14 protein-coding genes are annotated in these 13094 nt (G+C 29.7%); 11 read left to right on the forward strand and 3 right to left on the reverse strand.

Annotated features, from left to right (window positions below; translation table 11 throughout):
• Positions 1-102 precede the first annotated feature (102 nt).
• Positions 103-1206, reverse strand: coding sequence for a hypothetical protein (locus ACGH6Q_RS04510; protein ID WP_411592082.1), 1104 nt, complete (start codon positions 1204-1206; stop codon positions 103-105).
• Between the two features lie 263 nt (positions 1207-1469).
• Here ACGH6Q_RS04510 and ACGH6Q_RS04515 point away from each other — a divergent pair, with 263 nt between their 5' ends.
• The 11 genes from ACGH6Q_RS04515 (at position 1470) to ACGH6Q_RS04565 (ending at position 8953) form a co-directional block, all read left to right on the forward strand.
• Positions 1470-2069 carry a hypothetical protein gene (locus ACGH6Q_RS04515; RefSeq protein WP_411592083.1) on the forward strand — a complete coding sequence of 200 codons (600 nt, stop codon included), beginning with the start codon at positions 1470-1472 and terminating at the stop codon, positions 2067-2069.
• Between the two features lie 273 nt (positions 2070-2342).
• Positions 2343-2666 carry a hypothetical protein gene (locus ACGH6Q_RS04520; protein ID WP_143426343.1) on the forward strand — a complete coding sequence of 108 codons (324 nt, stop codon included), beginning with the start codon at positions 2343-2345 and terminating at the stop codon, positions 2664-2666.
• Between the two features lie 119 nt (positions 2667-2785).
• The gene (locus ACGH6Q_RS04525; RefSeq protein ID WP_155266141.1) at positions 2786-2953 is read left to right on the forward strand and encodes a hypothetical protein; all 168 of its coding nucleotides are present in this window, start codon (positions 2786-2788) and stop codon (positions 2951-2953) included.
• Complete coding sequence (locus tag ACGH6Q_RS04530) at positions 2946-3131, forward strand: hypothetical protein (protein ID WP_411592085.1); 186 nt, start codon at positions 2946-2948, stop codon at positions 3129-3131. The genes ACGH6Q_RS04525 and ACGH6Q_RS04530 overlap by 8 nt, the downstream gene beginning before the upstream one ends.
• Positions 3132-3479: 348 nt before the next feature.
• A complete protein-coding gene (locus ACGH6Q_RS04535) occupies positions 3480-4070 on the forward strand; it encodes an EcsC family protein (protein ID WP_075524134.1) in 591 nt (196 codons plus the stop codon).
• Between the two features lie 117 nt (positions 4071-4187).
• Positions 4188-4640 carry a RadC family protein gene (radC, locus tag ACGH6Q_RS04540; protein ID WP_411592087.1) on the forward strand — a complete coding sequence of 151 codons (453 nt, stop codon included), beginning with the start codon at positions 4188-4190 and terminating at the stop codon, positions 4638-4640.
• Between the two features lie 213 nt (positions 4641-4853).
• Positions 4854-6167, forward strand: a complete 1314-nt coding sequence (locus ACGH6Q_RS04545; protein ID WP_411592090.1) for a hypothetical protein — start codon at positions 4854-4856, stop codon at positions 6165-6167.
• A gap of 126 nt (positions 6168-6293) precedes the next feature.
• Positions 6294-6503 carry a helix-turn-helix transcriptional regulator gene (locus tag ACGH6Q_RS04550; RefSeq protein ID WP_160408637.1) on the forward strand — a complete coding sequence of 70 codons (210 nt, stop codon included), beginning with the start codon at positions 6294-6296 and terminating at the stop codon, positions 6501-6503.
• An 86-nt stretch (positions 6504-6589) separates the two neighbouring features.
• Positions 6590-7837 (forward strand): tyrosine-type recombinase/integrase, encoded by a 1248-nt coding sequence (locus ACGH6Q_RS04555; RefSeq protein ID WP_411592093.1) that lies wholly within the window; start codon positions 6590-6592, stop codon positions 7835-7837.
• A gap of 65 nt (positions 7838-7902) precedes the next feature.
• Positions 7903-8577, forward strand: a complete 675-nt coding sequence (locus ACGH6Q_RS04560; RefSeq protein WP_411592095.1) for an antirestriction protein ArdA — start codon at positions 7903-7905, stop codon at positions 8575-8577.
• 94 nt (positions 8578-8671) lie between these two features.
• Positions 8672-8953 (forward strand): integrase core domain-containing protein, encoded by a 282-nt coding sequence (locus ACGH6Q_RS04565; protein WP_255471437.1) that lies wholly within the window; start codon positions 8672-8674, stop codon positions 8951-8953.
• 42 nt (positions 8954-8995) lie between these two features.
• On the opposite strand, the gene ACGH6Q_RS04570 is transcribed toward ACGH6Q_RS04565, so the two are convergent.
• Entirely contained in the window at positions 8996-11233 is a 2238-nt protein-coding gene (locus ACGH6Q_RS04570; RefSeq protein ID WP_160408630.1) for a S8 family peptidase, read from the reverse strand.
• A complete protein-coding gene (locus ACGH6Q_RS04575; protein WP_034915564.1) occupies positions 11233-12291 on the reverse strand; it encodes an ATP-binding protein in 1059 nt (352 codons plus the stop codon). Before ACGH6Q_RS04575 ends, ACGH6Q_RS04570 begins: the two co-directional genes overlap by 1 nt.
• Between the last annotated feature and the right edge of the window lie 803 nt (positions 12292-13094).

The following is a 13094-nucleotide window of genomic DNA, read 5'->3' on the forward strand; positions in this document are numbered from 1 at the left end:
GGTTCGATAATGGCGTGTATCCATAAAATGGCTTTAAAGCCTTTGTTTGCAAGGGTTATAGAGAATTGCTTGCCTAATTACTATTATTAGATAAGTTTAAATCTATACTATTTTATTTAAATCATTTTCATTGTTTTCTGCTGTATCTTTCGTAATACGCTTACATTGTTTTTTTAAAATTTTGTTATTTTTTGCTCTATTTGAAGATCTTCTCTCTTTTTGCAACCATAGTTTTTTCATTGTTTTGAGTAATTTGTCTGTTATTCCATCTTTTGGAGCTGTATATATAGCAGTAAAAATAGCTAAATAGCGTTCTTCATTATTAGTAAATTCAAAAAAATTAAAACAAAAATTTTGATTAAGTCTATAATTCTTTTTATGCTGAAGGATTGTAATTGAGTGTTCTTTTTGCAAAAATTCCCATATCCAACGACATTGCTCCTCATTAGATTTATTTATCCAATTTAGAGTATTTTTTGAATTATATATCTTTATCCAATCTTTTTTATAACATTCAATTAAATCATTTGGATAGAAATACTCTAGATTGATATTTGTTAAATCGAAAGCATAACATTTATAAAATGTATCTATTCTTATGCGAGTTGTCTCATGATATGCAAGATAATTAAACATCAGTTGAATAGAATCCAACCTTTCTTTGTGAGAGGTTGGATTTTGGATTTGATTTTCAAAAAAATAGCAGATGACAATATCAATATACTTTCTGTACTGTGTAATATACCTCTTATGTTTAGGTAACCAATCGATCGATTTCCCATCTTGATTAGTAGGATTATCAGTAAATGCAGGTAATATTATATGATTTTGATATATTGTACGTAATTTATACCAAAGGTCCATACATGCCATTTTATTATTTTTTAACCATGAAAAATCAATTTTGTTGAAATGATATTTTTCGTAATATTGCTGTAATTCTTTTAATTTATTCTCAATATACTGTTTAAATAATATTATTTTTTTTTCATCTGATTCCTTTATAACCTTTAAATAGAGATTTTCATTAATTAATTTACAAAAATTAATAGGTAACATGCTTTTTATTTTCTGTCCATTAAGAACAATATAAAAATCATTTACTTTATTTATTAAATAATCATAAATAATAAAACAAGTGTAAAAATTCTTCGTATGTACAATTAATTTACCTTCATGGTCTCTAGTTATAATTGTTTTTTCCATTTTCTATCCACCTAAATTAATGAAGTAAAAAAGAAGTAAAAAAGAAGTAAAAATGAATATATAATGAAGTATTTTTGAAGCAAATTTTAGACTTACTTACTTGTATTAACAACGAAAAATTGAATATATACTGAATTAAGGTTAATTAATATTATTATATAGAAGTCAGTAGTACCCTATCTGAGTAAACCATCAGTTACTAAAACAGTAAAAAAATAATCTTGCTCCTTATCAAATAACTCTAATTTGATAAGGGCAACTACATGCAAAATAAAAACTTTACTATTAATAAACAGCTCAATCAGAAACTAATTACACACCTAAATAAGCTACAAGATAGATACTCAAAAATTTTACCAATCCGAATCGACATTCATTATGCTAAGGATGATGAGTTCAATACTGATATTGAAACAACCAAAAAAGAAATAATGTACTTCCTCTATCAAGCTATGCAACTTGAACTTGATATTGTAGGGTATGCTGTTGTTATGGAATTTAATCAGAATGAACATATCCATTTTCATTCTGTTTTTTATGTAAATGGTCAAAAAAGACAAAAATACTATCCTATTTACGTTGCACTGGAACGTGCATGGTATGAACTGACTAAAGGTTATTTGTATGATTGCCAGCGGAATAATTATCGTATTAATGGGCTAAGGATGATAAATCATCACGATGATGAAGCGTTTCATTCGGTTTGTTATATGCTTAGTTATTTAGCTAAAACAGAACAAAAATCATTTTTTAAAAAGTGTTATAGCGATTGTCTATTTTTAAGTGAAGTCCCACCTCCAAGTCATCGAGGAAAACCTAGAACACTTGGTCTGAATAAATTTTTAATTTCTTCCCCTATTTAGTAACCCCAAAAAAACATTTCCTTCATTTTGGAAAATCACTATGAATCTTAAAAAAATACGTTTATACAAATCAGTCAACAAGACAGGCTAATTGATATAGATCCAATTCATATAAAGGAATAAAAAATGGACAACTACTATGACCTAATACTAAATAAGCTAAGAGCTCATCATAGATCGTTACTTACAAGTTATGGGAAGTTATATCCAGTCAGAATGGATTTTGCCTATCATGACGATGCCTATCAAAGACAATATGGAATAGATGCGTATATGGATATGTTGAACTTGTCTGATTTAACATTACTTTCCAATCATATTCTTAGCATTGTTTGGGTAATGGCTTTTAATAAACAATACGGCTTTTATTTTCCAACCATGTTGTACTTTAGCTCAGAACAATATGCAAATTATAACGTTATTATGAATTCCGTTACCAATCTTTGGAAGAATGAAACTGATGGATATGGTATTAATGTTGAAAAAAAACTAACTAAGAATGCTTTATCTGAGTTAGCACAACTTTCGTGGAAGAAACATGATCCTCTTCATGCTTTGTATATTAACAGCATGCATACTCTCAACCAAATTAATTGATCGTTTATAACGATCAATTAGATCTTAACTGATCGTTATAAACGATATGACAGTGCACAATATATTTCTAATAATAATGATGTATTTTAATTCAATAATAATTTAAGGAGATAAATAAAATGGCTAAATCTGATTGTGGCGAATGCAATGGTACGGGAGTCATCCCTTGTTCATTAGAATATGGCGGTGAACCCCATCCCGAAAATTGCCCTGTATGTGGTGGGGATGTTAATTTTACATTTCCATGTCCAGAGTGTTCGGAGTATAAAGATGACTATTATGAGTAGAGTTAAATGGTTGGGTAAAAAACTTTACCAAGTAGGAGACTTTACAGTGACAAAAGTACTTCCCGCAATTATTGTAAGTTCTGCTAACTCCATTTTAAATTCAGATAAAGCAACAGATGAGCAAAAAGCAAAAGCTAAGAAAAGCTTAGCTCGTTATGAAAAAAACAAGAAGTATTAGTAATAAATGAGGCTCCTGTTCATAATTCTGTGTCATTTCCTCTTTTGCTACACAGTTTACCTAAATGACACAAAATATTGAACTCCTCCTCTAATCTTATTCATGAAGCAAACTCATTTATCCTGTTTGCTTCATATTTCTCCAATATATTAACTACACTCTTATTATAAATAATTTTAAATAAATATCATTAGTTGAACATACCAATATGTCCGTTCAATTAACATTTTTATAAGGAGTGTACCATGTTAAATCATCAAATATTACGAAACACCTTAATTTATTTATTAGAGCCTTCTTACAATCATTTTCATTCTTTATTTAAGTCGACAAATAAGGAAGCATGATATGTCAGATAAATTACCTTTACTACTTGATAAACTCTATCAGCTTTGTTTGACAGGTGGTTATGGTTTTTCCTCTGCTTATACATTAGCCGAGCAACATAAAGCCAATTTCCCTTTACATTCAGATAATCTTGATAAACTAATCAAACATGAAACAGACAAAGCAACAGCTACAGGTTTTATCACAGGGTTAGGCGGAATTGCAAGTTTACCTATAACTTTGCCAACAAACGCCTTAAGTGTCTTGTTTATTCAATTGAGGCTCGTTACAACCATTGCTATCTTGCAAGGTCATGATGTGTATGATGAAAGAATTAAAATCTTAATTTTCTTATCATTATGTGTGATGACAAGCAAGTTAAAATTACAGCAGTTTTGTTTAGCTACATTGATGAAACAGCCAAATGAAGTAATTCGTAAAATAAGTCTATCGGTCATTAAACAGCTTATTAGTATTATAAGTGCAAAGCATAGCTTAAAGTTAATTAAAGTGATCCCGATTTTTGGTGGTGTGATGGGAGCTGTTGTTGATCGCATTATTACTTATCGCATTGGCCAATTTGCTAAAAAACAATTTAATCAAATCTATTAGCTGAATAATACTAATAATTCAATTATCTAAAAATTCACCTATTTATAAATTTATCTCATTAATTTCAGTTTTTACATGAAAGACATTATGCTTTGCTCAGTCTTAACAGGAGAAAAAATGAAAAATTCCTATTCAACAAAGCGCATTGTGACAATAGCGTTAAAATTGCTCGAAAAGCAGATGAAAATAGAAAATAACCAATTCACAAAACCTAATCAAGTCATTGACTACCTTAGACTAAAATTAGAACAAAAAGAAAGAGAGCATTTTGTTGCTATGTACCTAAATAATCAACATCAGTTAATTAAAGTAGAAACACTTTTTATGGGTACAATTAACTCTGTGGAAATCCATCCCAGAGAAATAATTAAGCAAGCGCTTAAACATAACGCAGCAGCCATTATTTTTGCCCATAATCATCCATCAGGTGAGGCACAACCTAGTAGTGCAGATCGCAATATCAATCAAAAATTAACAGAAATACTAGATATCGTTAATATCCGCGTATTAGATCATATTGTGATTGGTCAACAATCGTATTTTTCCTTTGCTGAACAAGTGAATGGGTAATTTTTGAAAATTTACTTAAGATGTATTGATCGTTTTTAACGATCAATAAGATCTTATTGATCTGTTTAAACGATATGACTTCATTTAAATAATTGATGAAAATATAAAATTAATTAAAACAATAGCTAGTATGTTTCAAGTTAAGTTTTGGTTACCACACAAAAATACAATTTAAGTAAAGCTAATTAATTCTTTTTTTTATAAGGAATAACAATGAAAAAAATAACAATTGTTTTATCAGTACTGATTCTTACTGCATGCGGAGACTCATCACAGGTTAAGCAAGTTAAAGATTATGTGTATGACAATGTCGACTCAACTCTTACTGTCGGTAATGCGCTTGATAACCGAAATATCTGTAATAAAACGAAATGGGATTCATATAAAGATGAACGAGATCGAAATATTGTTGAATATACTTGTGAATTTAAAAAGGATCGTCCAAATCAATTTTTAAACCTAACATTTTCTGGTATAGCTGGAAATTTAAAAACTATGCTTGTAGATAAAAATATCAATATTACATTAGATGATTATGCAAAATTTAAAGAAGAGGAAGAACGAAATAAGAATAAGAATGTCAAATATCCCCATTATACGGTGTATAAAAATCACATTGATGCAAAAGCTAGAAGCTACATTGAAGCGAAAGCTAAACTGGTTATTTATGATGAGTTGAAGAAAGCACTTCTTGAAATAGAAAAAAGCAATGCTTTAGCTCGCTATCAGGAAAATAGGAAATATCTTTTATCAAATAAAGCAACAATAAAAATGGAAGTAAGTGATTATGTGGCCACTGGTATCTATGGCTATAATGATGATCAAACTAGGGGACTTCTAAGTTGTGATCCTTTTTTTGATTTTGATTATTTTCATTATGCGCCAACCAGTAACAGTGACTTTAGTAATAAAGAGCTTGCTAAAAGAATAAAACAAATTAAAGAAGATTTAACTTCTATCAAAAAAATATTGAGCAAGCATAATTTAGATCTTTATAAAAGAGAAGATCCGAAATTAGTTACGCTTTATAGATATAATGGTTCTATATCAGTTCATCTGTATAATGATTATTCTAGATTGGTTTTCGAATATCTTCTTCAAGGTAATTCAGCCAAGAATATAACCTTAAATACTAAGGATGGTAAAAAGACGACATTATCTGTTAAAAATTATCAGGAAATTTTAGCCTATTTGGAGGGAGTAGAAAATGGCATAGTCAGAGGTATTGTAGAAAAAATAATTGATCCATATAATCAAAATATAACTAACAAAATCAATCAATTTGAAAAACGCTCAAAAGATATAAAAACTGAAAGTTATCAACAAAAGATAAAATGGGTTCTAATAGGTGAAAGAAAGCCATCATTAATGGGTTGTGAATTAGAGTTTAAAGCCGATGGATATCCGTCCGTAAAATCTGACTCAAGTATGTCATCATCTTGCTTTCAAAATGCTTATAAAAGTAACTATGTTGATCAAATTTATAATCAACCTATTATGAGTTTTATAAATATGGTTGCAAATTAATCAATTAGTATGCTTATAAACTGTTTTGTAAAAACAAGCAATTTATGCTCCAAAGTAGTAAAAAAATATTGTTGTTACCTATCTATTGAATGTAATTAACCCACATCACTCAATAGAGGTACAACAATGTCAACATTCTTATCCCCTTTGGATGCACAAACACATCCAGATTACCTAATTGATATGAAATATATCACCACACTCACAGGCATGACAGATAAATGGTTTTATGCCTTGATAAAACAAAATAAATTTCCACCTCCTATTAAACTAGGAAGATCCTCGCGTTGGCGTCTGAAAGAGGTTGAAGCATGGATAAAGACCAAAGCTAATTAACAGTTAAATGTCCTATTAACCAAAGCCGCATATTTGACTATGCGGCTTTTTTTATGTCTAAATTTCTATAATTGAGGAATTTCGTTATGTCCTTAACTGATTTAAAAATAAAATCAGCCAAACCTCACGATAAGCAATATAAACTTTCTGATGGTGATGGTTTATTTTTGCTTGTTCACTCCAACGGTTCTAAATATTGGCGTTTTCGCTATTATTTTAATGCTAAAGAAAAATTAATGTCTATAGGCCAATATCCTAATGTTTTATTAAGCGAAGCTAGAAGGCTACGAGACGAAGCCAAATCATTACTAGCTAGAAATATTGACCCACAGGTAGAAAAGAAAGCAAAACAGTTTGAAGATGAAATACAAGTTACTTTTGAACAAATTGCTCGTAAATGGTGTACCAATAATAAAACTTGGTCTAAGCCACATAGAGCAAAAGTACTACGAACATTAGAATTGTATTTATTCCCTAAAATTGGAGCTTATTCTATTTCAGCATTAACTACTCGTCAGTTAATTGTTCCAATTAAAGCTATTGAAGAGCAGGGGCGTTTTGAAGTCGCTAACCGATTACAACAACGTACTTCAGCAATAATGCGCTATGCAGTACAAAATGGTTATATTTCTTATAACCCTGCTCAAGATTTAAAAGGGGTAGTGAGTAAAGTAAAAGTAAATCATCGCCCTGCACTTGAACTCGAACAAATACCTGAACTTTTAGAACGCATTGATAATTTTAAAGGACGAGAGTTAACCAAATTAGCAATTAAACTTTCTCTACTTATATTTATTCGTTCTAGTGAACTACGATTTGCTCGTTGGTCAGAAATTGATTTCGATAAAAAGATTTGGACTATTCCAGCTGAAAGGGAGGAAATTGATGGTGTACCTCATTCTCACCGAGGTTCAAAAATGAAAACGCCTCATTTAGTTCCGCTAAGCGATCAAGCAATTGATGTTTTAAAACAAATACATGAAATTAGTGGAATGTATGAACTGGTATTTATTGGTGATCATTCTGCAAGAAAACCAATGAGCGAAAATACGGTTAATAAAGCACTTCGAACAATGGGTTATGACACCAAGACAGAACTTTGTGGACATGGTTTTAGAACTATGGCTTGTAGTGCATTAGTTGAATCTAATCTATGGTCACGAGATGCAGTTGAACGCCAGATGAGTCATCAAGAACGTAATGGCGTTAGAGCCGCTTATATCCATAAAGCACAACACATTATCGAACGAACTAAAATGGTTCAATGGTGGGCTGATTACTTAGATTCAATCCGCACTGAGTTTATTATGCCTTATGAGTTCAAAACAAATTAAAAAATACCCTACTATTTAATTCATTTCTCAATATCAATTAATATCAAAAAATTAAGGAATTGTTTATGCAAACATTACCTAGTGTATCATCATGCCTAAAATCCACTACGGTGGGTTCTGGTATGATCTCAGTATTTATCACCAATTTAGAAAAATATAACGAAGGAAAATTGATCGGCGAATGGCTAGAGCTACCAACAACACCAGAAAAAGTAAAACAATGCTTTAAACAAATTGGCATTGATAGTGTTAATTACAAAGAGTTCTTTTTAAGTGGTTACAAATCGTCTGTATATGGCATAACAAATTATATCTCTGAAAATAGCAATCTTAATGAACTAAATTATTTAGCCTGTAAACTTGATGAATTGAATCATGATGAAATGGAAATCTATGAAGCAGCCATTGACATTGGCGTAAATATTAATTCAATTACAGACTTAATTAATCTAACGGATAACTTAGATTGTTTTCAATGTCTATATAACATCAGCAATGAATATGATTTAGGTTTCTACTGGATTGCTGAAAGTGGTTGTTATAGTTTAAAAGAACTCGGTAACTTAACTAATTACTTTGATTACGAACGATATGGCCATGATATTGCACTTGAACAAAGTGGCACATTTTATTCCAGTAATTACATCTATTATACCGGTGAAAGTTTTAGTTCCGATTACGATGGTAAAAGTGTTCCTGAAGAGTATTGTATTTCTACTATTTCAAAATGTACTGAATGATTAGTTATTCCCCTTATAAAGCTTATTTAAAGCTTTATAAGGGGAATTCATTAGTGATTTAAATTTTTGTTTTTGGTACTACTTTTATCTTGTTATGTATAAATTTTGTGAACTATTTCACAAGACGATGAAAACAGAATGTTTTGATATTTTATTTCGACGTAAGATTTACACGCAATTATGTGAAATACAAAACGATATTGAACAATGGTTTGATCTTTACAATCGAGAAAGAGCACACTCTGGAAAATATTGTTATGGAAAGACACCATGGCAAACCTGGAACGGAGCAAAAGGATTGGTTAAGGAAAAGCAATTGGAGAATTTATTTTACTCATCGGCTTTCATTTTAACAAAATGTGTGTCCGATGAGTAATAAGTTTTTGTCAGATTAAGTTTGAGCTAACAGATAAAAAATTTACTCAAATTCAATATCTTCATTCATATTTTGATAAATATTAACTTTGGCATTAACATCAATTGCATTTACTAACCAACCACTTAAATGGCAGCTTCTAATAAACTCATCAATTCTATTTACGCCATTAATTTCTTTTAATGTAACAACAACTCCAAAACGAACACCTTCTCCATCTTTGGGATCTAAACGATTATTTGTTTTAATTTCCATACCCCAATTTTTATTTTCGTATGATATTTTAGGTCTATTATTTTTTTTAACTATTTCAGCTATATATTTAACATTATCCCATTTTCGGAAATTACTTCGAGCATCAGACTCTAATAAATAGTTTCTTTCAGTATCTATATTCTGGTTTTGTTTATCCCCATTAATATTAGAAATTTTTCCATCATTTTGGATTCTTCCAAAATGTAAATTTAACTCAGTATTTGTATAATCCACTCCTTGAGTTCTATCGCATTTAGGAAAGTAGCACATTGTTGCTTTGGCTATGTAAGGATATTTATCATCTTTATTCATTGGTGTTGGAAAATTATAATTATAAGTGTTCCATTTTTCACTGATATCTGAAACTAAAAATTTAATCTCATCTTCTTTTGTTTTGACAATATCGTCAATTTTAATTGGCACTATACCATGCCCATATAATGCAATTTCACTGGAAGTTGGTTCGTTATTCCATCCTCTTGCAGCATCAATAATAAGAGCCTTAGCCACTTCACGGCTAAGCTCCAATATATCAATTAGATATGAAAGTTTTCGAGCAATCCAAGGAGCTGCAAATGATGTTCCCGCAACTTTAGCTTCTCCTAAAGGCTCACATACATGAATATATTGTTCACTGCTTCCACCATAGTAACTTATATCAGGCTTCGCAAAAAATGATAAAACAATTCCTTTTCTAGAGTATTTTGTTGATAATCCATTTTTTGATACTGCATTTACAACCATACTATTAATTGAATCGGCAGGAGAACCAATTCTATTAATATTTTCGTTTGTTTTATTTGTTCCCGCAATAACAAAAATGACATCATTTTCATATTGAATTTGGTCTAATACAGAAGCTTCAGCAGATATAAAATTATCATTAACTTCTTGATCACTACCTAGTGAAATATTCCAAACTTTAATATCTTTATTTTTTGCTATTATTTCTTTGATTTGCTTTATAATAGTAAAAGAAGAAAACTGTGAACCAACTGCTACACCAAAGTGACGTACTTTAAACCTTCCACAGCCATCATCTAACCAGGGATTAAGCCTTGGTCCGTCTACAATAATAGATGATATTGCAGTACCATGCCTATAATCATTAGGTGCTTTAGGAATATTTTCATCAACCATTTCATGGTATTCGACCCAATCACTAAAATAAACTCCCTCATCAAATAATGTGTCAATTACACCAATAGTAGGTTCTATTGTGGGTTCTGGAATATGTTGCAAATTTTGTTTATGTTGTTGAATGAAATCTTCTGGCGATAGCTGGGATAAATCTGCTGTAGCCATTGAAATAAGATAAGGAGCTTTAGTAAATAAGATCTCCGATTGATTCTTATCCAAAAAAATCGTTTGATTATCTAAAATCCGACTGGATAAAATATCGATACCTAGTTTTTTTAATAATCTTTTTGTATCCATTCTTATATCATACAAAGTAATAATACTTTGCACTGATTCTCCTGACGGGTTCTCTACCTCAAAATCATCAATATAAGAAATATCAGCTATAACTTGCTTAAATGAGGATTTACTTATACCAAATTCTTTAAAATGAACACTATTTATACTTTCATGATCCTTGAAAGTAACTTGATCTATTTTTCCTGAAAAGGCTTTATCTAAAACAATTTTTGTTTTATCAAGTAAAACAATACTTTTATTTAAATCATTAATATCTAAAAAATAAGTAATAATATGTTTAGTTCTATCTTTGTTAAACTTAGCTCCCACTATTGCATAGTTCGAATCCTTCCCTCTAAACAATCCTCCGATTCTATTACTTTTTGCCACAATCTTATTATAACAAACACAAATTAGAATACCGTCAAATGGCTTAGGTTCATTCAACCAAAAATTTTTGATTTGTTCCATTTTCGTTTGCAACTTATACACATGTTCGCTAGTAACACCATTGTTACCATTCATATTAGGAATAACTTTTGGTTTAAATTGTTTAGACGCTTGAACAAATCGATTTCCTTTTAATTCTAAAACATTATTTGCCATTACTTATTTCCTTCATTCAATTTTCTAGCTATTGTGCTTTTAGGTTCACCTTTAAGTTTTTCTATCTCTCTTACAGTAAAACCTAAAATGTGTAATTGTTCTAAACTAGTTTGATCAAGATTTCCTATTATATTGTTGTATAATCTTCTCAGATAATCATAACCATTATTTACATCACTAAACGCTAAAGAAGTCTTGATAATATTTTTTAATTCACCAGGATATGGTAATTGATTTGATGTATTTAGAATTTTTTTCAGCAATCGAGCATCTTTAGACACGTTTCTAAAATTTTTTGAGAAAGATGAAAAATAAAATTCAGCCACTTCAACTAAATCTTCTTTACTGTATTGATTAAAATTAATAATAGCATCAAAGCGTCTAGAAAGAGCCTTATCAAAATTCTTATATAAGTTTGTGGTAGCAATGATTACAATGTCTTTATTTAAATCATTTAATCTATCCAACTCTCTCAAAATTGCTGATGTTACACGTCCCATTTCTCGAACATCATTACTATTAATCCTATCTAATGCTATAACGTCAATTTCATCAAATAAAATCACTGTTTTTTCTGGATAAGGTATTTTATTAATTTCACTAAACACTTGGGCTATGTTTTTATTCGTTTGACCAAGCTTGCTATCAATTAAATTATCAAAATCCACATAAAACAGCGAACGTTTGAGTAGTCTCGCAACATGTTTTGCTGCTTCAGTTTTACCTGTACCAGGAAACCCTTCAAATAAAAATTTGGTTATCCCAATTTTGTGATTAACAGCATTAATCACTCCTTTAATATTATCAGTGATTTCAATTGGCAAATTTAGGGAATCCACTACCTTTACATTTATTGATTTTAAAAAATCACTCTCAAACTCACTTGCTTGAGGAATATAAAGATTTGATTCAGCAATAAATCCCATAATATATTCAGCTAACTGATGATCGCCAATAGAATCAAAATATCTAGCAATTTCAATAGCTTCATCTCTAAAAGCACTTTCATTTCTTTCAACATGATATTTAATCAAATTTAACACATTCTTTTTTTTCACAAAAATCACCTAAGGATATATCTATTTAAATTAAGTATACCATAAATGGGACAAAAAACACGGTTTTGGGACAATATTATAAATAGAAATTGTTTTATATAAGGAAAAGTATAAAAATAAGGGTTGCAGAACTGTATTATTATACAGTTATTTTAAGTTAAATGTAAATGGATACAAATACGGGTACATTTTTCATCTAAATTTCTCAAATCCAGTAACCACAAGGCTTCAACCCACATCTTCGATTCCGCGTCCGGGCACCAATCACCAAATTCTAAGACCTGCTTCTAGCAGGTTTTTTTATGCCTAAAGCCTTTTCAAATAAGCCTTTCACCTTGTTTCACTACTCAACAGTGTTCAACTAAAATTAAGCTAAATCCAGTAATAAGTTAATTTTACATCATTAATTTAATGATTATTTTACTTACACTGACTATAATACATTCTATAAAAATCAATTAGTAAGTGATAAGTTATATAATAAATCTAGAACTAGATATAAATTAAGAACTACGAAAATAAAATATACCTGTTCTTTTTTAATATGAATTTGTAAATTAAAAATGGCACTATTTTTGCTTATTTTATCTGTTACATAGTACTTAACTGTCGTTATATTGTTGTTAAAAGTTATTTTTAATCTAAAATGGAATTTTATTGTAACTTTTATGCTATATCGCAATTTTAATTATAGTACGCTTTGCACTGTATATGTGCAAAAAATAAAAAATATGAATTTAAACCAAATAAAAGTTAATTAATATAAAAATTAGAACGTTTTACTAAATCTATATTTAAAAAAT

The organism is Gilliamella sp. BG2, from assembly GCF_046635645.1.
GTDB lineage: Bacteria > Pseudomonadota > Gammaproteobacteria > Enterobacterales > Orbaceae > Gilliamella > Gilliamella bombi.

What these genes read in the sequence shown, in the direction of transcription:
- ACGH6Q_RS04560 (WP_411592095.1), top strand. Translation starts at nt 7,903, where the DNA reads ATGCAAACATTACCTAGTGTATCATCATGCCTAAAATCCACTACGGTG.
- ACGH6Q_RS04535 (WP_075524134.1), top strand. Translation starts at nt 3,480, where the DNA reads ATGTCAGATAAATTACCTTTACTACTTGATAAACTCTATCAGCTTTGT.
- ACGH6Q_RS04510 (WP_411592082.1), bottom strand. Translation starts at nt 1,206, where the DNA reads ATGGAAAAAACAATTATAACTAGAGACCATGAAGGTAAATTAATTGTA.
- ACGH6Q_RS04530 (WP_411592085.1), top strand. Translation starts at nt 2,946, where the DNA reads ATGAGTAGAGTTAAATGGTTGGGTAAAAAACTTTACCAAGTAGGAGAC.
- ACGH6Q_RS04520 (WP_143426343.1), top strand. Translation starts at nt 2,343, where the DNA reads ATGGATATGTTGAACTTGTCTGATTTAACATTACTTTCCAATCATATT.
- ACGH6Q_RS04545 (WP_411592090.1), top strand. Translation starts at nt 4,854, where the DNA reads ATGAAAAAAATAACAATTGTTTTATCAGTACTGATTCTTACTGCATGC.
- ACGH6Q_RS04550 (WP_160408637.1), top strand. Translation starts at nt 6,294, where the DNA reads ATGTCAACATTCTTATCCCCTTTGGATGCACAAACACATCCAGATTAC.
- ACGH6Q_RS04555 (WP_411592093.1), top strand. Translation starts at nt 6,590, where the DNA reads ATGTCCTTAACTGATTTAAAAATAAAATCAGCCAAACCTCACGATAAG.
- radC (WP_411592087.1), top strand. Translation starts at nt 4,188, where the DNA reads ATGAAAAATTCCTATTCAACAAAGCGCATTGTGACAATAGCGTTAAAA.
- ACGH6Q_RS04570 (WP_160408630.1), bottom strand. Translation starts at nt 11,233, where the DNA reads ATGGCAAATAATGTTTTAGAATTAAAAGGAAATCGATTTGTTCAAGCG.
- ACGH6Q_RS04525 (WP_155266141.1), top strand. Translation starts at nt 2,786, where the DNA reads ATGGCTAAATCTGATTGTGGCGAATGCAATGGTACGGGAGTCATCCCT.
- ACGH6Q_RS04515 (WP_411592083.1), top strand. Translation starts at nt 1,470, where the DNA reads ATGCAAAATAAAAACTTTACTATTAATAAACAGCTCAATCAGAAACTA.
- ACGH6Q_RS04565 (WP_255471437.1), top strand. Translation starts at nt 8,672, where the DNA reads ATGTATAAATTTTGTGAACTATTTCACAAGACGATGAAAACAGAATGT.